Source organism: Pseudomonas sp. 5C2, assembly GCF_034314155.1.
Lineage (GTDB): Bacteria > Pseudomonadota > Gammaproteobacteria > Pseudomonadales > Pseudomonadaceae > Aquipseudomonas.
The window spans coordinates 2,052,304-2,073,228 of record NZ_JAVIWH010000003.1; the positions used below are offsets into that span (position 1 = coordinate 2,052,304).

Here is a 20,925-nt window from a genome sequence, read left to right on the forward strand (position 1 = left end):
AACGATAGAAAGCGACGCAAAGGGGACGACTTTATGGCTAAGTACGAATGCGGTAGCGTGTCGCGAACGATAAGGCGAGGTGATCGATGAAGGCGCTTGTGGTCGAGGACAATGTACTGCTCGGCAAGAGCGTCAGGCGTGGTCTCGAAGAGGGGGGCTGGGTCGTCGATCTCGCCCTGGATGGCAAGGAGGCACTTTATTTCGTCGAGTCCAGCGAGTACGACGTGATCGTGCTCGATTGGATGTTGCCCAAGTTGTCGGGCCTGGATTTCGTCAAGACGGTGCGTGCGCAGGCAAGAGAAGTGCCCATCATCATGGTCACCGCCAAGGGCGATTTGCGTGACAGAGTCGAAGGTCTCGATCAGGGGGCCGATGATTATCTGGTCAAGCCTTTCGACATGGTCGAGCTGATTGCCCGGGTCAACGCGCTTTACCGGCGATCCACTGCTCGTGGGGCAACGTTACTGGAACTGGCAGGCCTGAACATCGACCTTGCGACCATGAGCGTGACGATCAACCAAACCCCCTTGGTGCTGACGGGCAAGGAGTATGACCTGCTCGTGGCCCTTGCCAGTAAAGCCGGGCAGTTGGTCAAACGCACCGCGATCACCGGTTTGCTGTACTCCCTGGACATGGAGCCGGACAGCAATAGCCTTGATGTGCTGCTCGCGCGCCTGCGCAGAAAACTGATGGGGTCGGGCATAGAGATTGAAACCTTGCGCGGCAAGGGGTTCACACTTCGTGTGGCTTAAGCTTTCGCTGAATATCAAAATAACGATTACGTTATTCGTGGTGCAGGCGAGCGTGTTGGCGCTGAGTGTCCTTTGGTTGAGCCATTGGGTGGAGGCGGCTCGGCTGAATGAGTTGCGCCATCATCTGGATATTCAGTCAGATGTCATCGAGGCGCTTATCCTCCCCAAGGCAGGCCAACTGGTTTATCAGCGCAGCGGCGAGTTTGCGCAAGAGCTGGATCGTGACCGTGACGTCTATTTTATCGCGGGGGGCGAAGCAGGACCTCCGATTTTTGAGTCCCAAGGCCCCTCTGAGAAAATCCGCAACACCTTGCGCCAGCGCATGACGACCTTGAAGGTGACAGGCGAAGCATCCCGGTTGCTGAGCACTGAGTTTGGCAAATGGCTGGTTCAAAGCGGGCAGATAGAGCGTCAGTCCGGGGCAACCACCCTTCAGACGACGGTCACCGTGGCACTCAATGCTCAGCCCATGCTCGATGCTGTGAGTGAGTTCAAACGGCTGGCCACCCTGGCGGCGATTGGTATTTTGCTGCTGACGGCACTGGGTAGTTTTCTGGTGGTGTCTTATTCCACACGAAATCTGCGCAGTTTTTCGCGGCAGTTACGCTTGCTCAAACCCCCTGAGTTTACTCAGCGCGTGGTGTTTACACCTCATTCGGCAGAGGAAAAGCTGCTGTTCGACAGCTATGCTGAGATGGTGCATGCGGTGCGGACTGTTCTGGAAAACCAGCGTCTGTTCATTGCCAACGCGTCTCATGAGTTGAAAACGCCCATTGCCGCAGTGACATCTGCATTGGAGGTTATTCTCATGCGCCCCCGGGAGGCGCAAGACTACGCGGACACCTGCCGAGATGTTCTGGCGGAGATGCAGGTCTTGAAACGGTTGTCGTCGGCGCTAATGGACCTGGCACGACTGGACGGCGCCCAAATCGCCGGGATCAATAGTGAATGTCGGCTGGATGATGTCGTTCGCGTTGTAGCCGCCCGTTGGCAGCGGCAGGCTCAGGCCAAAAACGTGGCGCTTTCTGTGCAGATTGACGCAGGCGCACGTTACGAGACGCCCGGCTCGCTTGAACAGTGGGAAGTGGTGGTTGGAAACCTGGTCGACAACGCGATCAAGTACACGGCGGATCAAGGTCATGTATGGGTGAAGTTGAGCGCGTCGCCGGACGGCGATTGGCAATTGTCGGTCGAGGACGACGGCATGGGTATGACCTCGACGGATCTGGAGCAGTTAGGGCAGGTCTTCTTCCGAGCGGATACTGCACGCTCGGATGGAAGCTCATTCGGCCTTGGTTTTGCCCACGCCAAACGCATCGTTGAACAACTGGGTGGGCGGATGAGTGTGCAAAGTGTCAAATGTTCGGGCACCTGTGTGACGTTATTGCTGAAGACGTCGCAGTTCCTGGCCGGCTAATCCCGGAGTGTAATAGGAAAACTGCTCCTGACCACTTACATAGGCACGGGTTGATTCGGCTTGATATAGGCAACTGATCGACGTATCCGGTCAGCGAGGGTGCTGTCTGCATGCTGGTTGTGGTAGTGAAAGATAGCGGTTGCGCGCAAGGCATCCGGGTCAGCCGGTAGATTGGTGTGCAGCGAACGGTAGCCCCAGAACAGGTAGAGGTCGCCCGGTCGCATGTGGACTCGGGTGAACCGCTCGGGGTGCTTCGTGTACTCCTTTAGCCGCCGACGTTGTGCCCAGCGGTTATCGACGCGCAGCTTGTCGAGCAGGTTAAAGGCATAGGTTTTCCGGAGGGGGCGGTGGTTTGGCAGCATGATTAAATCGCCAGGATTATCCGGCATACAGACCGGCATGATGGTGGTCAGTACGAAGGAGTCGTAGTGGAAAATCGAGGACTCACGTTGACCTTGCTCACCGGTCAGGCAACGCAACACCTGATACAGACGCTGCTCGGTTGAATGTTCCCCCGTCGCGGCTGTAACGATACGCTTGCATAGATCGACGAAGTACGGGGAGCGGCCCCATTCGTCCAGGAGCGAACCGGCAACAGCTTGGTGCCCGGTCAGGGCAACGTAGTTGTTACCCGCCGCTACGACGGCGTCTGTGACCAAGGCCTGTAATTGGGTCAGCTCTGCGCTCGTCGCCCAGCCGGGTAACACGGCATAACCGTTGAGATCGATCGCCTCAATGAGAGACTTTATCTGTTCATCTGAAAACGTTGTGTATTGCATGGCTACATTCCCGACTTTCTTGAAATAGAAGGGGCGTTCGTAGGCACTCATCACAACATGGATAACGGCGTTGGGTGATGCCCACTCTCGCGTGGGTAGCGCACGGTTGATAATGCCGAGGGCACGTTTAATAGTGCGTCGATTCGTTCAGCGCTTTTAAACTATTCAATTACCGGTGTAGCAAAGCTTGTCGTCCGTGAGAACAGAGGCCACACCGACCTTCCAGACAACGCGCAATCCGTCGTCTGGCAGTTACACTTTGAGGCTTCCCACGTGCATCGCCGTTTCATGAGCGTGCTCAGGGGGCCGAAATTTAGCGTAGCAGCTACTAAACATTATGCTGGCCGTGCCGAAAAATATTGTTGCGCTGAGCTGTGCACACAGCAGCTCGCGTGCGTGACGGCCGCTGAATAGTGTCTAATGGCCTCCAACCACGCCCCGGCAGATGATGCCGCTTTTGTGCGCACAGGCGGACGGGGCCTCAATCACGTTTTACCTCTATCGGTAACCTCAAATGAAACAGATCACCCCGGCTGACCTGGACGCGCTAGGTGCCCAAGCCCAGCAATCCCCGCGCCTGCGCGCTAACCGCAACCTGCACGAGGAATTGGCTGACCCGATCCAGCGCCTGGCTATCGCCATGGAGCCAGGCACCTACGTACGTGCCCAGCGTCATCCCCATACCTGGGAGTTGCTCTATCCCTTGCGCGGTCGGTTTGTGGTGTTGACTTTCGACGACGCGGGTATCGTCATCGAGCGCACGGTATTGGGCGAAGACTGTGCGGTACTGGAAATTCCCGCTGGCTGCTGGCATGCGGTGCTCTCTCTGGATGAGGGCGGTGTGATCTTTGAAGTGAAGCACGGGCCGTATATGCCCGTAGCTGAAGCCGACTTTGCCGCATGGTCCGGTGCCGAAGGCAGCCCTTTGGCGACCGCGATTCTGGACGGCTATGCCACGGCACAAATCGGTCAGCGTCTGCCCGGCCTTTAAGATAAGAGTACGTTTCGGACGGATGCCCGGCCCACGGGCTGCCAGTGAATGCCCGGTTGGTCGGAAACGACGGCGCGGGCCGGGTGATTTGTCCGCAGGGGAGAGCGGGCGCAGCAGCGCTTGTTTTTCCGTGTAACGCATCGCCGCTCAGGGCTATTTTTAGCATGATCCAGGTCAGTGACGACGGTCGCCTGTTCAGGTATTCTGCGCGGCTTCGGCGACCCCTACCCCCCAAAAAGTAAGGTCCGCACGTCATTTGACGGACTGGAGCACTTGCATGACCGATAGTCCTGTTCCTGTTTCGACCGAACCCGCCAGGCTCTTCTCCACGCTGCGTGAACGGATCAACTACAGGGTTGCCATTCTGGACCTCCAGGGACGTGGTTTGGTATTGATCGGTGGGCTCATCGCTTTGGCATGGGTCACGTCGGGCATTTATAAAGTGCAGCCGGACGAGCAGGGCGTAGTGTTGCGCTTTGGTCGTTGGGTGGACACCACCGAATCAGGGTTGCACTACCACCTGCCCTATCCCTTTGAGGCGGTGTTGCTGCCCAAGGTTACCCAAGTCAATCAGCTGCAGCTAGGCAGCGCCAGCAGTGCCCTCACCACGGGTAACAGCGGTTCACGTGACAAGCAGATGCTGACGGGCGATGAGAACATCGTCGAGGCAGATTGCACGGTTTTTTGGCGAATCAAGGATGCTGGACAGTATCTGTTCAAAATCAGCGATCCAGAGCGCTCGATAAAAATCATTGCCGAAAGTGCGCTACGTGAAGTCATTGGACGCACGCCGATCCAGTCCGCCATGTCCGACAAACGAGCGCAGATCGCGGATGAAACACGCGAACTGCTGCAACAGCTGTTGGACAGCGAGAAGGCTGGCATCCTCATCACCCAGGTTCAGCTGCAACGGGTCGATCCGCCGCCGCAGGTTATCGATGCCTTCAACGATGTGCAGCGCGCACGCGCGGATCAGGAGCGCGCCCGTAACGAAGCAGAGGCCTACGCCAACGATGTGATCCCTCGTGCGCGAGGCGATGCGGCGCGCATCACACAGGATGCCGAGGCCTACAAGTCGCAGGTTGGCAACCTGGCAGAGGGTGAGGCCAAGCGTTTTCTGTCTGTTTACAACAGCTATGTGCAATCCAAGGACGTTACTGCCTGGCGTTTGTACATGGAGAGCATGGATGAGGTGCTGAAGAAGGCCTCCAAGGTCATCATCGATTCGTCTGGAAAGGGTATGTCCGGCGTGGTGCCTTATATGCCGCTATCCGACCCAGGCAAGTCTGTTCAGAAGGATGCCAAACCATGAACCCCGCGCTCAAATGGCTGATCGCCGGAGTCGGCATCGTTACGTTATGGGTGTTGGCATCGTCGGTCTATGTTGTCGACGAAACGCAGCAGGCGTTAATTATCCGCTTCGGCGCGCCGATGGGCGTGGCCGGTGAGCCCGGCCTGAAGTTCAAGGTTCCGTTCAGCGACTCTCTGGTGTTCTACGACAGCCGGTTGCAGACACTGACCTCGCCGGCCGAGCAGGTGATTTTGGGCGACCAGAAACGCATTGAGGTCGAGACCTACACGCGCTTTCGCATCAGCGACCCGCTGCGCTTCTACCAGGCGGTGGGTACGCTGGACCAGGCCAGCGCACAACTGACGCAAATGGTCAGTTCTTCGTTGCGGCGTGAGTTGGGTCAGGTGACGTTGCGATCATTGTTGTCGCCGGAACGCCAGCAAGAAGTCGCCACCATCGAGAAGGACGTAGCCAGCAAGGCTGTGGGACTCGGGATCGAAGTGAGCGAGGTGCGTCTACACCGTGCCGACCTGCCATTCGAGGCCAGTCAGGCGATCTATGACCGGATGAAATCCGAGCGTCAGCGCGAGGCAAAGGAGCTGCGTGCACAGGGCTTTGAATGGGCGCAACAGATCCAGGGCAAAGCTGACCGGGACCGTACGGTCCTGTTGTCGGAGGTCCAGCGCCGGGCTGCGATTACTCACGGTGAAGCGGATGCTGATGCCAACCAGATTCTGTCGGCCGCGTTTAGCAAAGACCCTGCGTTCTACAAGCTATACCGCTCGCTGCAGACCTACCGGCAGGCACTGGCAGAGAGTCAGCCGACGCTGGTGCTGACGCCGGACGCTGAGTTCCTGAAGCAATTTCGCACGGGTCCTGCCGCGACCACCGTGAAGTAAAGAATGCGAGTCATCGAGCTTCCTTCTGACCACAAAGCATTTTGGCAACGGCTGACACGCTTGTTCGCCGTCATGGGGCCGGGACTGGTCGTGATGCTGGCCGATACCGAGGCCGGCAGCGTGGTGACGGCTGCCCAGAGCGGTGCACAGTGGGGATACCGCTTGCTGTTGCTGCAATTATTGTTGGTCCCGTTGATGTTCATGGCCCAGGAACTGACGGTGCGACTGGGGTTGTGCACTGGTAAAGGTTATGTCGAACTGGTCCGACAGCGCTTCGGTCAAGCGGTCGCGATAGTGTCCGCAGCGGTGTTGCTGCTGAGCTGCTTCGGTACATTGGTTACGGAGATGAGCGGGCTGGTTGGTGCAGGCAGCCTCTTTGGAATCCTGGGCTGGCAAATTCTTGTGGCGCTGGTGGTGATGATTCTCGGCATGGTCCTGACCGGCTCCTATCACTCGGTAGAGCGGGTAACCATTGCTATCGGGTTGTTCGGACTTGCCTTTCTGGTAATGGCGTTCAAGGCCCACCCGAACGTTCATCAGATGCTGCACGACATGACTCAAATACCTCTCGCCGACCATGACTATCTGTATCTGGTCGCGGCAAATGTCGGCACCAGCGTGATGCCATGGACGCTGTTCTACCAACAGTCGGCGCTGATCGATAAAGGGCTGGACACGGGCCGACTTCGGCTGGCGCGAGTCGATACGTTGGTCGGTACGGTGCTGTGCCAGGTGCTGACTTCCTCGGTATTGATCGCCGCCGCCGCCACGCTGGGTGCGCACGAGCAGGGTGGAAATCTGGACAACATCGCTCAGATCGGCGATGCGTTTGGTGCGCTGATCGGCCCCAGTTGGGGCAAAGTCGTTTTCGCGATTGGGCTGTCCGGCGGTGCGTTAGTAGCAACTATTGTGGTCTGCCTGACAGCTGTGTTGGCGTTGGGGGAGGCGATGGGGGTACGCCACTCGCTGGAGCAACACCCACTGGATGCACCTTGGTTCTATGGACCTTTCGCGGTGCTGCTAATCGTTGGCGCGCTGCTGGTGGCCTCGGGCGTCAATCTCATCCGGCTGTCGATTGCCGTGGGCGTGGTTAATGCAATTCTGATCCCGGTGATGCTGTTGTTGCTGTTCTTGCTGGCGCGCAGTGTCTTGCCGGCAGCACATCAATTGCGGGGAGGGTACGCACTGGCTGTCGGCGTCATCTTTGTACTGACTTCAACACTCGGCCTGTATGCCAGCATCGCCGGTTCACTCGGGTGATTTTTATATGAAACATCTCCTTGCCTGGAAACAGTCCCATGATGTTTGAAGGTTTACTGCACGCGATAGGCATGATCTTTCAGATATCCCTGCTGGACCTGATTTTGTCCGGCGACAATGCGCTGGTGATCGCTCTGGCCTGCCGCGGGTTGCCAGCGAATCAGGTGAAACAGGCGGTGATGATCGGTACTGGCGGGGCCATCGTGCTGCGCGTGCTCCTGACCACACTGGCCGGGTGGTTGCTGCTGGCGCCCTTTCTCAAGCTCATCGGTGCGGGGTTGCTGATCGTCATTGCAATCCGGCTGCTGATCGAAGAACAGCCGGATGACGAGAGTGACTCCGTCGAAAATACGCCGACCACCCTGTTCGGGGCTGTGACGACCGTACTGGTGGCTGATTTGGTCATGAGCATGGACAACGTGGTCGGACTGGCGGCAGTGGCGCAGGGCAGTATTTTCTATCTGGTGCTGGGATTGCTCCTAAGCGTGCCGCTGTTGATGTTCGGGAGCGTGCAGATCACCCGGCTGCTTCATCGTCAGCCTTTTCTGGTCTCGGTTGGCGGCGCGCTGCTTGGCTATGTTGCGGGTGATATCGCCGTTTCCGATCCTGCGGTGGTGGGCTGGGTAAATACTCAGTCGCCTGCGCTGAACACAATGGTGCCGCTCCTGTGCGCGGCTTTTGTGGTCCTGCAAGCGCGCATTATTCATCGACAGCGCGCGACGGTTGCCAAGCCGGCACCAAAGCTTCGAAGAGCACCTCCGGCATCGGAGTCTATAGCGGCAAGCGTAGTTGCCGAAGTCGCTCGGGACAGTGTGTTGATCGTTGCCGTCGATGCCCTCACCGAGCGCGCTAGCGTGGGCGCGACCAGTTCTGCAGAATCGTCAGCTACAGCGCCCTCTACGGGAGGCGCCGAGTGGGTACTCGCCAGTGTCAACCCTGTTCAGGACAAGCCTGAAGCGGCAGCTGTCGCGCGCAGTGTTCCGGCCGAAGTGCCAGACCGTGGGCGTCGCGTCTTCGGGGGGCGTGTACAGATATTGGTAGGGCTTGGGGCTATAAGTCTTGTGAGCTGGGTTTTGTACAGCTTCATTGGCAGCATCGCGGGTGGCTTGCTGCCCAGGCCCGTGGCCGACAGCGCCTATGTTTGCCCCGGTGCCATTGCCACTGTCTACTATCGGCCCGGCGGCAGTGCGATACGTATTGTCACCGGGAACGGAGAAGCGGCAGGCTACGTGAGCCTTAAAAAAATTCTCTGGGAGAACCCCGCAGCAGCAGTCAGCGCGCTTCACCTTACGCCCCCCAGTGAAATAGAGAAGACCAACAGCAATGTGGTGACGCTCAGCGGCGGTAGCTTCTCGCAAATTCAGTGTGCACGCGTCCACTAGTGTTCATGGAACCTTGGGCCGCTGCCTTTTTAGCGCAGCAACTAGAGAGTCGGTTCATTGTAAATAGCATCCAATGAACCGGTTTTTGGCCCGGAATAAAGCTCCTGCGCGACCCTGACTACATCATCCACGCTGAGCGCACACAGCACATCTATGGGAAGTCCCGGAATCTCCGCTCGAATCAATACCTGTTGCACCCGGGTTTTTAAACGGGCGAGCATCAAGTGCTTGTTCTGGTCGAGGACTACTTTGCAAAAATCCTGTAGCGCTTCCACGCTTGAGCTGTCCAGGTCCGGAGACTCTTCCAGGCTGAGGATAATGGTATGCACGCTATCGCCAGCGGCCGTAATGTATTTTTGTACCTGCGCAAACACCCGTTCGGCATTCGCAAAAAAAAGACCTGTGTGTGGGCGCAAGATCAAAATGCCAGGGACTGCTTGCGCCTCTGGATGAAGGGTTGTGCTGACGAAATCATGGCCATGATTGAGCTGCCCAAGAATGGTCACCGATGACTCGGACAGCCGCCGCAACAGCATCACCAGGCTGACAGCGATAGCTGCCAGCAAGCCATCCAGTACACCTAATAACAGCACTGCCAATACCGCAGCAATCACGACCAGTCGGTCGCGGTGCAACGTGAAATAAGGAGCAAAAGTCGATGGGCGAAGCGTATGGCTGACGGCATGCACGACAATCGCCGCCACCACAGGTTCCGGTGTCAGGGCGATGGTTGGCAGAAGCGTCATCACGATGATCAAGAGCGCAAGGGCAGCAGACCAACCCGCCAGTCGCGACAAAGTCCCCGATGCCTCGTTTGCCGACGTCGCTGAGTAACCGGCGCCCACCGGCATGCCGTGGAAAAGTCCAGACACCAGGTTAGCGACACCGAGGGCAAGTAAATCCCGGTTAGGCGAGACACTGTCACCATGCTTCATCGCAAAACTGCGGATCGAACTGTAGGACTCTGCGTAGAGAATCAGCACCATGGCGATACTGAGTTCTCCTACTCGTAGCCACTCTGTGTACAGCAGCGTCGGGAGCGTCGGTGCGGTGAGTTGCAGGTTTATGGAGCCGACCAGACTAATGCCATACTGCGAAAAGTTCAGCCATTCACCGGCCGTGATGCCGATGACAATCACCAGCAGCCCTCCGGGCAGGTGTGGCATACGGGCAAACAAGAACAGCAATAACCACGCGGCGACGGCCACCGCCACGGCGGCCCAATTCCATGATCCTGTCTGACTGAATAACTCGACCAAGAATCGGATCAGGTCAGTGTGCTGGGGGTGGACGCCAACCACGTGAGCGATCTGCTTGAAAATAATCACGATGGCAAGGCCGAAGGCAAACCCGCGCAAAACCGGTTTGGCAATAAAGGCTGACATGCTGCCTAATCGTGCAAGTCCCGCGACCGTGAAAAACAGACCGGTCAGCATGACCAGGGCGATGGCAATAACCAGTCTGAGCGTGTTGTCTGGGCCCGCCATCGACGCGGAGGCAGCTGCCAGCACGGCAGCAGACGATGACGTTGCAGAGACGATCGCGAAGCGGCTGGTGCCGATCAATCCGTAGCAGACCAGTCCGGCAAACAGGGCAATGACCCCGGCCTGAGGCGCCAGATTTGCAATGCTTGCGTAAGCGACTGCCTCCGGTAACAGCAATCCAGCCAACGACAAGCCGGCAATGATATCCAGCCAGGACACACGGTCGATCAGCTTTGTTTTGACAGGCCCGGACTGCGGGCTTGGTGTTGACATCGGTGGCGCCTCGATCACGTTGCATGGGCTCTGGTCCCGGATAAAATAACCTGAGCTTACTTTTTATACTCAGGCTAAGCGTCCTGCCCCATTGATCTATTGATCATAACCACGACTCGACAACACGACGGTCCAACTCTTCCCAGTCAGCCATGCCCAGCACCCTGGTCGTATTAAGGCCTCGCAGGTAGCCCCTGAGCTGATTGGCCGATGCGCGCAAGTCATCGGACTGGATGTTGTCGTCGTGTAGAGCCTCTTCGTAGAGGCTCAGGTACTCGGCAACCCGGTCGCGATATTCCGGCAACACTGCTTCGCGGATACGGTCAAAGGTTCGCAGCTTCTGATGGGTATTCACGGTGTCATCCTTGCTGAGCTTGAGGGCTGCCGCCTGGGTGGGAGGATCGGATTTTAATGTACCTCATGCGAGGTCGCCTGTTGGACATGTAGTTGAGTAAAAAGGGAAAAAGAGATCGGTCTTACTGCGCTCGCAATAATATAAACGGCGCTGGGCATCATCAACGGCGTCTTGCACAGCCCACTTTTCGCTGATGACTAAAAAGGCCTACCTTTAGGTAAGCCCTTTTTAGTGTGCGGTGACCTATAACAATTAGATGGGGTATGACAGGCGACAGAACAGAACGAATTATTTTATTCGGTCACTCATTAAGGACGTGCCCGGGGGCTCGAGGTGTTCGCTTCGCTCATGGTCTTTATCCGGCTTTCGAGCATGCGCCCGATCTTCGAGGCGAAAAAGTCTGCCCTGCGGCTGATCGGCAAAATAACCCCGTAAACCTTGTCGCTTGCTCTCAATGAGCTGAGTGTTCTTTCGCTAGCACTCAGGCTCGAAAGGGCCTCACGCAATTCAAGTAGATTTGCGATCATTTTTGGCAGCGGGTCGTCATGGGGTCGGAGTTTGCGCATGGTTGATTCTCGCGGTTGAGCCCCTAGCATACCCAATGTCAGGGGCCTACCCGAGATCAGGCGATGACCGGAGGGCAGAGTGATACTCGCCAAGCATTGCGACTTAGCGATAGCTGAACAAGGCACCCCGCTTTGTCAGCCGTATGTGATCCGCAGCGACGAGCAGCAGGCCAAGCGGATCACTTAGGCCGCCATACGTAAAGTCGCCAGAAATCATATCGAGCTGAATCAGATCCCTCAAGCCCATAAGGTTTCGCTCAGCGTTACCCATCAAGGCAAGCGAAGACCTGAATTCGGCTATCGAGAGCTGAGCGATCAGGGATTGGAGCAGCGCGGAGTTGTTTTCGATGTACATGGAATGACCCTGTGTGCACAGCGAACAGAGTGGAACGCCATGAACGTAAGAAGTCAGTGAAGTCGGTTCGTTCAGTCTGTTTGGATTTAAGACTCCGGCTGTTACCTCTAGGGTCCTTACTCGGCTTTATTCCTGACGATCCGTCCCGACTTTATCTCATCGACATAGGCTTTTAATCGGTCGGAATCCTTGTATAAGCGATTCATCAGGTGCAACACCGCAACAACATCCACATCGTTAATTCGCTCGGCGAGCCGACTGATTTCGCCTGCCGTTTGCTCCAGATTGCAGGCCACATTATTAAGGTCGCGCTTCAATTCTTGCGCTGACTTCTTGATTCCCACGATAACCCCCTAAAAAAACGTCGCACCACGAGCCCGCTACGGTCCCATGATCGCCTTGTATTGTTTCTGACGTTCATCATAAGGCAAGTCCTGCTGCATAAGCTTCTGGATCGGTCTGCAGCCAGACCTTACCGCGATTAAATCCCGATCTTTGCCCCATCTTTAACCACCAGACCTTCTACGGTGGTCTATTCAGCCGACATCTCCATCTCCGGGCTGAGGGTGCCGAGCCAGGCAACCAGGCTCAGAATGATCACGGCGGCCGACAACTCCAGAATCATGCTGCGCCGCAAGGCGTTGATAGCGACCGTGTAAACCCCTGTTTGAATGGACCGTTCGAGCAGCGGGCTCAGGTGGAAGCGGTTCAACGCCGCAAACACTAGCATCCCGGCAAACAAGAAGACCTTTAAAGACAGCAGGGCCCCGTAAGTGCTGGTGGTCAATGTCTCGAATGTCGGCCCGATAATCAGCAGATAGTTAACTACCCCGGTGATAGTCAGGGTGACGACGATGAGCGCCCCTGCTGATTCGAAACCGGTCAGCGTTCGCGCCAGCAACCGGACTTGCAGTTCGCCTGTGAGCTTGTTTGAACGCAACAAAAGCGCAAATGCGGCCAGAGCACCCAGCCAGCCGCCAGCACCCAGAATATGAACAATATCGCTCGTGAAATGCAGGTAGCGACGAGGGCCTTCATCCATGGCGCCATGCCCTGTCCACGCTAGAGTAGCCAGTGCGGTGGCTCCGCACACAGTGACCATCCACAGGCTGAAAGCAGGGGCGCGCCTGTTGAATAGGGCGGCTACGACTGCCAGCGTCAGCGAGGCTATTCGGACCATCCAGGTCAGCCCGACATCAGTCCCCATCAGCATCATTTGGAAAATATGGTGATGGAGTTCCATGAAACTGGACACTCCGCTCATCGACTTGGCCATTTGCAGCATCGCTGCCATCGACAGCAAAATGCCGATAACAGCGGTGCCCGCCAAGAGCAACTCAAAATTCAAAACGGCACCGCCGGCCCGTTCTTTTCCTCTGAGGCTATACAGACCGAACACCGCCAGCCCAAAGAGCAACATCAGGTCGATATACAGCATGAAGCGAAGCGTTATGTTGATTGAGTCGCCCATGGATCAGTTGACTTTAAAGGTCACGGCGCCTGTGATCGGGTGGGTATCGGAAGAGACCGCTCTCCACTCGACCTTGTAGGTGCCTGACGTGAGCGGAGCCGCGGGAGTGATCACCATCGTTTTTGGGTCGGCGCCGCCTGCGACACGGGCCTTAACGCCCATGGGTGAATTAGGCATGCCCGGCATGTCAGTCATGATCAGTTTCGCTCCCGAGAACTGAGTCATGAGCTTTTCCGAGAAGTGCAGTTCGATTTTTTCAGGCGCGGCTACCGTGGCACCCTCCGCAGGCGTAGATGACAGTAGTTTTGGATGCGCCTGGGCTATAGCACTCAGGAACAATCCGGTACTGAGTACTGTTGCGACGGTGATGCTTTTGAAATATGACATGCAAGGTTCCTGGCGGCGTGGGCCGCTGGTTGAGTTTTATTGTTTGAGCCGGTTTGGATTTCACGTGTCGATTGCGTTTAAAACCACATACGCACGCCTAGTACTAAACGTGTCTCGCTACGGTCTTCGCCTTCTTCTCGGGCGTAATCAGCTGTCTTCCCGTAGGAACGGTTCCAGGTCACGCCGATGTACGGCGCAAACTCGCGGCGAACTTCATAACGAAGCCTCAGGCCGATATCGGTATCCGACAGGCCCGATCCTGTACCTCTTTGTGGGTCATTTTTTCCGTAGAGATTTATTTCGGCGGTGGGCTGAAGAATTAAACGATTGGTCAGCAAAATATCGTAGTCACCCTTGAGCCTGAGTGCACTTTGGCCCTCCTCGCCGAGGTAGGCAGTCGCTTGCGTTTCCAAGTCATAGAACGCCATGCCCTGCAGTCCCAGCGCGGCCCAAGTCTGGGGCGCACCGGGCTTGAAGTCTTGCCGCACGCCGCTTACCACGTCCCACCAAGGACTTATGGCGTGTCCCCACAGGGCCTGGACTTCGGCGCTTTTAGTGACGCCATTGGTCCGCTCGCCCTCCGAGCGAAGTAAGAGGCGGTCGGTGTCGGTGCCAATCCAGCCGTTCGCCTCCCATCTCAGTGCACTTCCCTTATCGGCGTCTTGCCATTCGAGTTGATCGATCAAGAAAAACGAGTTGATCGAGCGGTCGGGCATTTGGTGTCCCGCGTGACTTTCAAAAACAGCGGCGCGATCAGCGTCTGTGAGCACCGGGATCGGCGTTCGGCTTTCCTGGGGGGGACTCGGTTCCATGCCCTGCATCTGGCCGCCATCCATACCTTGCATAGGCTCAGCTTGCGCATAGGCAAAAGGCAGCTGCATCACGCCCAACCCTAAAACCACAAGGCTGGCGAATACAGGTTTAGCGGTTTTGTCGACGTTCATGCCGTTCTCCTACTCTTGCACGCGGACTTCGCGGAACATGCCCATTTCCATGTGGTACATCAGATGGCAGTGATAGGCCCATCGTCCCAAGGCATCTGCGGTCACGCGATAGCTGCGTTTTGTTCCCGGCGGCATGTCGATCGTGTGTTTGCGAACCATGAACTCACCGTTTTCATCCTCCAGGTCACTCCACATCCCATGCAGGTGAATGGGGTGCATCATCATGGTGTCGTTTACCAGGACAACTCTGACGCGCTCTCCGTACTTGAGACGAAGCGGCTCGGCATCCTCGAACCTGATGCCGTCGAAGGACCATGAGAATTTTTCCATGTGCCCGGTCAGGTGCAAGGTGATCGTCCGGCTTGGCTCCCTGCCATCCGGGTCCTGAAACGTGCTCTTCAGATCTGCGTAGGTCAGTACCCGGCGGCCGTTGTTTCTCAGGCCCATGCCGGGATCGTTGAGTTTCGGCGTGGGGCTCATCGTCTGCATGTCGACCAGTGGATTATTAGCTTCGGAGGCTGGGTGGGGTTCCATGGTGCCCATGCCGCTCATGCCCTGGATCGAACTGCCATCCATGCCCGTCATTCCCTGCATGGAGTCGTCACTACCTGCCGCCATCTGGCTGTGGTCCATGCCCTCCATGCCTTGCATCGAATCCTGGCCAGCGCCCTTCATGTCGCCATGGTCCATGCCGCCCATATCACCCATGCCGATGTCGCTCATCGTGACCAGCGGGCGTGGGTCCAGCGGCGGTACAGGGGCTGAAAACCCTTCATGTACCGCCAATGTTCCTCTTGCGAAACCTGTGCGGTCCATCGACTGGGCAAACAGGGTGTGCGCGTTTTCGGTGGGTTCTACGATCACATCGAAAGTTTCGGCCACGGCGATGCGGAACTCATCAACGCTGACCGGCTTCACGTGCTGCCCGTCTGCCGCGACGACGGTCATCTTCAGGCCGGGAATGCGCACGTCGAAGTAGCTCATTGCCGAGCCATTGATGAACCTTAACCTTAGCCGTTCGCCAGGCCGGAAAAGGCCAGTCCAGTTGCTGTCCGGAGCCTGTCCGTTGAGCAGGTAGGTGTAGGTGGCGCCGCTGACGTCGGCAAGGTCCGTGGGGCTCATATTCATTTGCGCCCACATTTTTCGATCTGCGACGGTGGCGGACCAGCCGTTCTTGCTGACATCGTCAATGAAGTCGCCGACGGTGCGCTTGTGTTGGTTGTAGTAGTCGGATTGTTTCTTGAGCTTTTTCATGACCCGCTCGGGGTCTTCATCCGTCCAGTCGGACAGCATCACCACATAGTCGCGGTCGTAGCTGAAGGGTTCGGGGTCTTTTGCATCAATGACGATTGGCCCATAGACACCGACCTGCTCCTGAAAACCGGAGTGACTGTGGTACCAGTACGTGCCGTTCTGTTTGACCTTGAACGAGTACACGTACAGGCCACCTGGCTCGATTCCGTGGAAGCTCAGGCCCGGAACACCGTCCATATTCACCGGCAGAATAATCCCGTGCCAATGGATCGAGGTGTTTTCCTTGAGCCGGTTTCTGACCCGCAGGGTCACCGTGTCGCCTTCGCGCCAGCGCAGCAGCGGCCCAGGGAGGCTGCCGTTGATGGTCATGGCGGTGCGTGGAGTACCTGTGAAATTCACGCCCATCTCACCGACAGAAAGATCGAAATCAGTGCCGGCAAGCACATTCGGTTGGCCCGGGCTGGTAATCGCCCACACCGGACTGCGCCACAGCCCAAAGCCTGCGAGTATCCCGCCCGCAGCCAAGGCTTTCACGAAGGTACGTCTTGATGTTCTGGAATGCATGAACGGTATCCAATAAGTCAGAATCCAGGCAGGTACGGATTCGCCTCAGGGACCCGCTGCCAACCGCTATTTAGCGAGCAAGATGCCACATGACAGGCACGCGGATGATTACATTTCAGTCAGGTTGGCAAGGGCGGTCAGGCTCGCGCGGAGATTGAACAGCTTTTGTTATCTGGCCGCTCCGACGGGCGCCATGTGTTCCCCCCAAAGGTCATCGTCAATTGCCTGGGTAATCCGCGATTACCCGATCATTACCGGTATCGGTCAGACCTATCACCTGATACGGCTGTTTGGTCGAGCCATACTCCATACCGGGCGAACCCGATACCATACCGGGCACCGCGATTCCAACGAGGTCGGGGTGATTCTTCAGATCAAGGATCTGTGCCACTGGCACATGCCCTTCGACGAATTTTCCGTCAATCATCGCGGTGTGACAGGAGGCCAGGCGCGGAGCCACGCCGAGGCGCTGTTTGACTTCGCTCATGTTGGGTTCGACATGGTCGCGCACGCTAAAGCCATTGGCTTCAAGGTACTTGATCCACTCCTCGCAGCAGCCACAGTTAGGGTCGCGGTAAACGTCGATGACTTCAGCGGCTTGTGCTGCGCCTGCCATGAAGAGTGCAGTAAGAACAGCGATACGAAGTTTGGTATTCATGGGAACTCTCCAATTTAAAAAGACCGTTTACCGGCAGCAGCAACCACCGCCGTTCCCGCCACAACCTGAGATTTCTTTACTGGCTACACTTTCCACTGCCGCCAGTTGTGCCGGGTAGCCCGCGTCTTGCAGGGCTGCAAGCAGCGCATGGCTATCCGAACCGCCGCTGACCTTCACCCGTCCGGATGGTAGATCCACTGCCACGTCACTGACGCCTTCAAGTGAGCGTAATGATTCGGAGACATGTTTGACGCATGAGCCACAGCTCATGCCCTGGACTTGCAGTTCAACGGTTTTCATGGATGACGCCTCACAAAAAATTGATCGTGGAAGGACAGCTGTATGCGGCTTTTTCTGTGGCCTTGGATTTATCCTCAACCTTGTCGCTATGACAAGGTCAAGGTCCTTCGTCACTCAATCCATCGAAACCTTGCGCAGGCGCAATACATTGAATGCCACCGACGCCGATCAGCGCGTCGCCAGGCCTCCTTAGGATCGGTAGGCCCAACATAGGGTCGTGTGTTCCCTGGCCAGATAGAACAAGGTGATCACCAGCCGCATGGGCAACGCTACGCCGGGTTTACTCCTCAAAAATGTTGGGGGGATCAGTTGAGTGCGGTGAACTGATCATGTTTTTGTACTCCTGAGGACGTGGTATCCCGTGAGGCGTCGCACAGGTTCAATGCACGACGCTATCGCCAGGATCACTGGTTCATGGGCATCGCCATCATGCTCGATTGCTGATCCATCATTTTCATCATCATGCTCATCATGCCCATGCCGTCTTTGTTGCCGGACATGCCCATGCCATTACAGTTTTTCTGCACCATGCCCAGGCTGTCTTTCATCGTCTTCATGTTCTCCTGCATGGCGGCCTGTCGCTCGGCAGGGGTTTTGGCCGCCGCCGCTTTGTCGTGCGCCGCCTGCATTTTTTGCATTTGCTCAGTCATGGCTTTGTTCTGCATGGGCATTTCGCTTGTTTGAGCTGGCGTGGTCGACGACGGCTCTGGCTGTGGTTCGTCGGCGGCCGAGGCCATGAGTGGGCTACTGATGAGCAGGGCAGCGAGGATCAGTTTCAATGACATATGCATGGCAAATCTCCAAAGGGTAAGGGCAACACAGGCGATACAAAGCCGCGCCAGAGTGGCGCAGCCAAGAAGTGCGGCCGGAATTCGGCGCGCAGAAGGTCGGTCTAAATAGTGAAACGGACGAAAATCAGGCGAGCGGGCGGTCTGGCAGGGGCAGGGCGCCGCAATGCAAGAAAGGCAAAAGCAGAGGAATTGACGGGGTAAAAAATCAGCAGTGCAGGGATCAGTAACAGAAACGTCCAACTGGACAGGTCAAACAGTTGAAGGTGCTGTGAAGGGCTCACGGCAATCGCCGCATCGGCGCAGTGTTCGATGCAGCCAAGGGGATGGGCGTCGTGGCTATCGTCATCTTGCACGGTGTTGAGCGAGACGTGGGTTGTCGCGGGATTGTGGCTGGGCTGTGTCAGGCATCCCTGGGTCGCGGCCAGACCAAACGCTAACACCCACAACACGATGGCGAAGCGCATGAACGCTGATTGGTGATAGCGAAACCAGAACATGATACATCCCCGACAATAGGTCAACGGGTGGTGGCGCACTCAACATACGCTACCTCGAAGTGCCACCCTTGATTCATATCAAGTAAAGCACAGCCTATGGTGTGCAGCCGAGAAGGGGACGCTCGAATTTTTCGCTCCAATTTTCCGGTATCACTTGCGCCACTGATTGCGCTGTTCGCGGTGGATGAGTTTGATGTTGTTGTTACTGAGAGGTGTCTATGCTGATGTTACCGATTTCATACCTTTGCAACGGTCTGCAAGGAGGCAATCAATGGGGCCCACGCTCAACTCCGAGAAGGCGTTTTCCCGTAGTCTGCTCGATGTACTGATTCGTGCCGGGCTGATTGCCGTACTGGTGATGTTCTGTTTCCGGATATTCAGTCCGTTCATCGATCTGATGCTTTGGTCGGTGATCATGGCGATCACTCTCTACCCGCTGCAGGGCAGGCTCATCGGTATTATGGGGCACAGCGAGGGGCGTGCCGCGACGCTGATCGTGCTGGTCTCCATCAGTATCCTCATGGTGCCGATTTACCTGTTGGGCACCTCGATTGCTGACTCGGTGGCGAGTGTCGTCACCTTGGTCAAAAGCGGCAGTTTTCATATTTCTCCACCGGCCGACTCGATAGCCGATTGGCCGCTGGTGGGCAAGCCGCTGCATGGTCTCTGGCTGCAAGCGGCCACCGACCTGCCCGGTTTGACGCAGAAATTCATACCGCAAATCAAAAACGTCAGCCTCACCCTGTTGAGTAAGCTCGCAGGCGTCGGCATGGGCTTCCTCATATTCTTCTGCGCCCTGATCATCGCCGGTATCGTCATGGCGTATGGCGAGGGGGGGAGCCGCAGTGCGGTGCAGATCGCTTCGCGCATCTCCGGTCCCATCAAGGGGCCGCAAATCACCGAGCTGTGCACCGCCACCATTCGTGCGGTGGCGCTGGGGGTGGTGGGTATCGCCTTCATCCAGATGCTGCTGATCGGCGTCGGCTTTGTGCTCATGGGCATTCCCGGTGCGGGTCTGCTCGCCTTGGCGGTGCTGCTGATAGGCATCATGCAGTTACCGGCCACCTTGGTGACCCTCCCGGTGATCGTCTACGTTTTCGTCACTCAGGGTGCCACCACGGCGACCATTGTGTTCGCCATCTATATCTTCGTTGCCGGCCTGGTCGATAACGTACTCAAACCACTGCTGCTGGGGCGTGGCGTCAACGTACCGATGCCGGTGGTGCTGATCGGCGCCTTGGGCGGTATGGTCGCCAGCGGCATCATAGGCCTGTTCATCGGCCCGGTAATGCTGGCGGTCGGCTATCAGTTGTTCTGGCAATGGGTGAGGGACCAGCCGCAAGGCGGCGGGCCGGACGATCAGAACCAGCCGTGATGCCACGGGCTCATCCCCATCCAGGTCCCCATCATCTCACCGAGGCCAGTGACTCCTGACGGGGTCTGCAGAAACAAAAAGCCCGCACGATGGCGGGCTAAAAAATCTATCACGAGAGAGTAGCCTGCAATGTGCGTTCTACACCGTGAAAGTCTTGTGAAAGGGATGTCGCAGATGTGGTAAGGCTTGAATAAATGCGGGCTCTACGCAATACAGATTGTTGCGCCATCAGCCCGGCCCGCGGGCGCCGCCGCTCAGAGCACAACGCATGGCATGAATCACGATGACTCATTCACCTCAATCGAAGATGGACCTTTTCCTGACGTTCTCTGCGCTGACCCTCCAAGGGTTTGGTGGAGTGATGCCTGTGGCTCAACGGGTATTGGTTGATAAAAAAGAATGGATGACACGCGAGCAATTTGTCGAAGAATTTGCGGTCGCGCAAATCCTGCCGGGTCCCAACGTGATGAATCTTGCCTTGGCGTTCGGACGGCGGCACTTCGGCTTGGGCGGAGCCGTCGCGGCACTGGCTGGGCTGTTGGCGGCCCCTTTGATTCTGATTCTTATCGTGGCATCCCAGTATGCCCACGTGATTGATCTGCCCTTCGTTCAAGGCGCTTTCAGAGGCGTAAGTGCTGTAGCGGCCGGTCTGATAGTGGGAACCAGCTTGAATTTGTTCTCGGCTCTGCGGCTTAACCCAATGGGTTGGACGGCGTCGATCCTGTTGGTGATCGTCGGGTTTGTGGCGCTTGCACTTATGCGATGGCCGCTGTATTGGGTCCTGCTGGGGGTTGGGGGCGCTGGCATTCTTTATTCGTATTTTCGGCACTTCAGAGTCCGCAGCGAGCGTCATGCCTCTGAGGACCCATCGGAATGAGCG

At 56.9% G+C, this 20,925-nt stretch carries 22 protein-coding genes; 9 read left to right on the forward strand and 13 right to left on the reverse strand.

All coding sequences use genetic code 11. The features are described 5' to 3' along the window. The first annotated feature begins 86 nt into the window (after positions 1 to 86). Together RGU44_RS23965 and RGU44_RS23970 are read left to right on the forward strand one after the other, a co-directional pair. The gene (locus RGU44_RS23965) at positions 87 to 752 is read left to right on the forward strand and encodes a response regulator transcription factor (RefSeq protein WP_322278347.1); all 666 of its coding nucleotides are present in this window, start codon (positions 87 to 89) and stop codon (positions 750 to 752) included. Further along, positions 742 to 2,169 carry a HAMP domain-containing sensor histidine kinase gene (locus tag RGU44_RS23970; RefSeq protein ID WP_322177874.1) on the forward strand — a complete coding sequence of 476 codons (1,428 nt, stop codon included), beginning with the start codon at positions 742 to 744 and terminating at the stop codon, positions 2,167 to 2,169. The genes RGU44_RS23965 and RGU44_RS23970 overlap by 11 nt, the downstream gene beginning before the upstream one ends. A gap of 35 nt (positions 2,170 to 2,204) precedes the next feature. Here RGU44_RS23970 and RGU44_RS23975 read toward each other — a convergent pair whose 3' ends face one another. Beyond that, complete coding sequence (locus RGU44_RS23975; protein WP_322177875.1) at positions 2,205 to 2,948, reverse strand: hypothetical protein; 744 nt, start codon at positions 2,946 to 2,948, stop codon at positions 2,205 to 2,207. 514 nt (positions 2,949 to 3,462) lie between these two features. Between RGU44_RS23975 and RGU44_RS23980 the strand changes: the two genes are divergently transcribed. From RGU44_RS23980 to RGU44_RS24000, 5 genes are all read left to right on the forward strand, one after another. Further along, the gene (locus RGU44_RS23980) at positions 3,463 to 3,939 is read left to right on the forward strand and encodes a WbuC family cupin fold metalloprotein (RefSeq protein WP_322177876.1); all 477 of its coding nucleotides are present in this window, start codon (positions 3,463 to 3,465) and stop codon (positions 3,937 to 3,939) included. Positions 3,940 to 4,216: 277 nt separating this feature from the next. Continuing rightward, on the forward strand, positions 4,217 to 5,251 hold the full coding sequence (gene hflK, locus RGU44_RS23985; RefSeq protein WP_322177877.1) for an FtsH protease activity modulator HflK: 1,035 nt from the start codon (positions 4,217 to 4,219) through the stop codon (positions 5,249 to 5,251). Next, on the forward strand, positions 5,248 to 6,129 hold the full coding sequence (locus RGU44_RS23990) for a protease modulator HflC (RefSeq protein WP_322177878.1): 882 nt from the start codon (positions 5,248 to 5,250) through the stop codon (positions 6,127 to 6,129). Before hflK ends, RGU44_RS23990 begins: the two co-directional genes overlap by 4 nt. Before the next feature lie 3 nt (positions 6,130 to 6,132). Continuing rightward, a complete protein-coding gene (locus RGU44_RS23995; RefSeq protein WP_322177879.1) occupies positions 6,133 to 7,389 on the forward strand; it encodes an NRAMP family divalent metal transporter in 1,257 nt (418 codons plus the stop codon). Between the two features lie 38 nt (positions 7,390 to 7,427). Beyond that, complete coding sequence (locus tag RGU44_RS24000) at positions 7,428 to 8,771, forward strand: TerC family protein (protein ID WP_322177880.1); 1,344 nt, start codon at positions 7,428 to 7,430, stop codon at positions 8,769 to 8,771. 41 nt (positions 8,772 to 8,812) lie between these two features. Here RGU44_RS24000 and RGU44_RS24005 read toward each other — a convergent pair whose 3' ends face one another. The 12 genes from RGU44_RS24005 to RGU44_RS24060 form a co-directional block, all read right to left on the reverse strand. Beyond that, complete coding sequence (locus RGU44_RS24005; protein WP_322278350.1) at positions 8,813 to 10,528, reverse strand: SulP family inorganic anion transporter; 1,716 nt, start codon at positions 10,526 to 10,528, stop codon at positions 8,813 to 8,815. A gap of 103 nt (positions 10,529 to 10,631) precedes the next feature. Next, a complete protein-coding gene (locus tag RGU44_RS24010) occupies positions 10,632 to 10,883 on the reverse strand; it encodes a hypothetical protein (protein ID WP_322177882.1) in 252 nt (83 codons plus the stop codon). A 669-nt stretch (positions 10,884 to 11,552) separates the two neighbouring features. After that, positions 11,553 to 11,804 (reverse strand): hypothetical protein, encoded by a 252-nt coding sequence (locus RGU44_RS24015; RefSeq protein ID WP_322177883.1) that lies wholly within the window; start codon positions 11,802 to 11,804, stop codon positions 11,553 to 11,555. Between the two features lie 116 nt (positions 11,805 to 11,920). After that, positions 11,921 to 12,148 carry a hypothetical protein gene (locus RGU44_RS24020; protein WP_219063445.1) on the reverse strand — a complete coding sequence of 76 codons (228 nt, stop codon included), beginning with the start codon at positions 12,146 to 12,148 and terminating at the stop codon, positions 11,921 to 11,923. 188 nt (positions 12,149 to 12,336) lie between these two features. Further along, complete coding sequence (gene copD, locus RGU44_RS24025; RefSeq protein ID WP_322278351.1) at positions 12,337 to 13,275, reverse strand: copper homeostasis membrane protein CopD; 939 nt, start codon at positions 13,273 to 13,275, stop codon at positions 12,337 to 12,339. Between the two features lie 3 nt (positions 13,276 to 13,278). Next, on the reverse strand, positions 13,279 to 13,662 hold the full coding sequence (gene copC, locus RGU44_RS24030; RefSeq protein WP_322177885.1) for a copper homeostasis periplasmic binding protein CopC: 384 nt from the start codon (positions 13,660 to 13,662) through the stop codon (positions 13,279 to 13,281). 77 nt (positions 13,663 to 13,739) lie between these two features. Continuing rightward, the gene (locus RGU44_RS24035) at positions 13,740 to 14,543 is read right to left on the reverse strand and encodes a copper resistance protein B (RefSeq protein ID WP_416194659.1); all 804 of its coding nucleotides are present in this window, start codon (positions 14,541 to 14,543) and stop codon (positions 13,740 to 13,742) included. A 72-nt stretch (positions 14,544 to 14,615) separates the two neighbouring features. Beyond that, positions 14,616 to 16,424, reverse strand: coding sequence for a copper resistance system multicopper oxidase (locus RGU44_RS24040; RefSeq protein WP_322278354.1), 1,809 nt, complete (start codon positions 16,422 to 16,424; stop codon positions 14,616 to 14,618). Positions 16,425 to 16,641: 217 nt separating this feature from the next. Next, entirely contained in the window at positions 16,642 to 17,082 is a 441-nt protein-coding gene (locus RGU44_RS24045; RefSeq protein ID WP_322177888.1) for a DUF411 domain-containing protein, read from the reverse strand. 27 nt (positions 17,083 to 17,109) lie between these two features. Then, the gene (locus RGU44_RS24050; RefSeq protein WP_322177889.1) at positions 17,110 to 17,382 is read right to left on the reverse strand and encodes a heavy-metal-associated domain-containing protein; all 273 of its coding nucleotides are present in this window, start codon (positions 17,380 to 17,382) and stop codon (positions 17,110 to 17,112) included. 404 nt (positions 17,383 to 17,786) lie between these two features. Further along, positions 17,787 to 18,173, reverse strand: coding sequence for a hypothetical protein (locus RGU44_RS24055; RefSeq protein WP_322278355.1), 387 nt, complete (start codon positions 18,171 to 18,173; stop codon positions 17,787 to 17,789). Between the two features lie 101 nt (positions 18,174 to 18,274). Next, a complete protein-coding gene (locus tag RGU44_RS24060) occupies positions 18,275 to 18,670 on the reverse strand; it encodes a hypothetical protein (RefSeq protein WP_322177891.1) in 396 nt (131 codons plus the stop codon). Positions 18,671 to 18,941: 271 nt separating this feature from the next. On the opposite strand from RGU44_RS24060, the gene RGU44_RS24065 reads away from it, so the two are divergent. Then, positions 18,942 to 20,045 (forward strand): AI-2E family transporter, encoded by a 1,104-nt coding sequence (locus tag RGU44_RS24065; RefSeq protein WP_322177892.1) that lies wholly within the window; start codon positions 18,942 to 18,944, stop codon positions 20,043 to 20,045. A 307-nt stretch (positions 20,046 to 20,352) separates the two neighbouring features. Then, positions 20,353 to 20,922, forward strand: a complete 570-nt coding sequence (locus RGU44_RS24070; RefSeq protein ID WP_322278358.1) for a chromate transporter — start codon at positions 20,353 to 20,355, stop codon at positions 20,920 to 20,922. Positions 20,923 to 20,925: the final 3 nt, after the last annotated feature.

Bases quoted from the DNA above. Each gene is read 5' to 3' on its own strand.
- RGU44_RS24035 (WP_416194659.1), bottom strand. From the start codon at position 14,543: ATGCAGCTGCCTTTTGCCTATGCGCAAGCTGAGCCTATGCAAGGTATG.
- RGU44_RS24015 (WP_322177883.1), bottom strand. From the start codon at position 11,804: ATGTACATCGAAAACAACTCCGCGCTGCTCCAATCCCTGATCGCTCAG.
- RGU44_RS23995 (WP_322177879.1), top strand. From the start codon at position 6,133: ATGCGAGTCATCGAGCTTCCTTCTGACCACAAAGCATTTTGGCAACGG.
- RGU44_RS24055 (WP_322278355.1), bottom strand. From the start codon at position 18,173: ATGCATATGTCATTGAAACTGATCCTCGCTGCCCTGCTCATCAGTAGC.
- RGU44_RS24070 (WP_322278358.1), top strand. From the start codon at position 20,353: ATGGACCTTTTCCTGACGTTCTCTGCGCTGACCCTCCAAGGGTTTGGT.
- RGU44_RS24045 (WP_322177888.1), bottom strand. From the start codon at position 17,082: ATGAATACCAAACTTCGTATCGCTGTTCTTACTGCACTCTTCATGGCA.
- RGU44_RS24050 (WP_322177889.1), bottom strand. From the start codon at position 17,382: ATGAAAACCGTTGAACTGCAAGTCCAGGGCATGAGCTGTGGCTCATGC.
- RGU44_RS23990 (WP_322177878.1), top strand. From the start codon at position 5,248: ATGAACCCCGCGCTCAAATGGCTGATCGCCGGAGTCGGCATCGTTACG.
- RGU44_RS24000 (WP_322177880.1), top strand. From the start codon at position 7,428: ATGATGTTTGAAGGTTTACTGCACGCGATAGGCATGATCTTTCAGATA.
- RGU44_RS24065 (WP_322177892.1), top strand. From the start codon at position 18,942: ATGGGGCCCACGCTCAACTCCGAGAAGGCGTTTTCCCGTAGTCTGCTC.
- copC (WP_322177885.1), bottom strand. From the start codon at position 13,662: ATGTCATATTTCAAAAGCATCACCGTCGCAACAGTACTCAGTACCGGA.
- RGU44_RS24060 (WP_322177891.1), bottom strand. From the start codon at position 18,670: ATGTTCTGGTTTCGCTATCACCAATCAGCGTTCATGCGCTTCGCCATC.
- hflK (WP_322177877.1), top strand. From the start codon at position 4,217: ATGACCGATAGTCCTGTTCCTGTTTCGACCGAACCCGCCAGGCTCTTC.
- RGU44_RS23965 (WP_322278347.1), top strand. From the start codon at position 87: ATGAAGGCGCTTGTGGTCGAGGACAATGTACTGCTCGGCAAGAGCGTC.
- RGU44_RS23980 (WP_322177876.1), top strand. From the start codon at position 3,463: ATGAAACAGATCACCCCGGCTGACCTGGACGCGCTAGGTGCCCAAGCC.
- RGU44_RS23975 (WP_322177875.1), bottom strand. From the start codon at position 2,948: ATGCAATACACAACGTTTTCAGATGAACAGATAAAGTCTCTCATTGAG.
- copD (WP_322278351.1), bottom strand. From the start codon at position 13,275: ATGGGCGACTCAATCAACATAACGCTTCGCTTCATGCTGTATATCGAC.
- RGU44_RS24005 (WP_322278350.1), bottom strand. From the start codon at position 10,528: ATGTCAACACCAAGCCCGCAGTCCGGGCCTGTCAAAACAAAGCTGATC.
- RGU44_RS24040 (WP_322278354.1), bottom strand. From the start codon at position 16,424: ATGCATTCCAGAACATCAAGACGTACCTTCGTGAAAGCCTTGGCTGCG.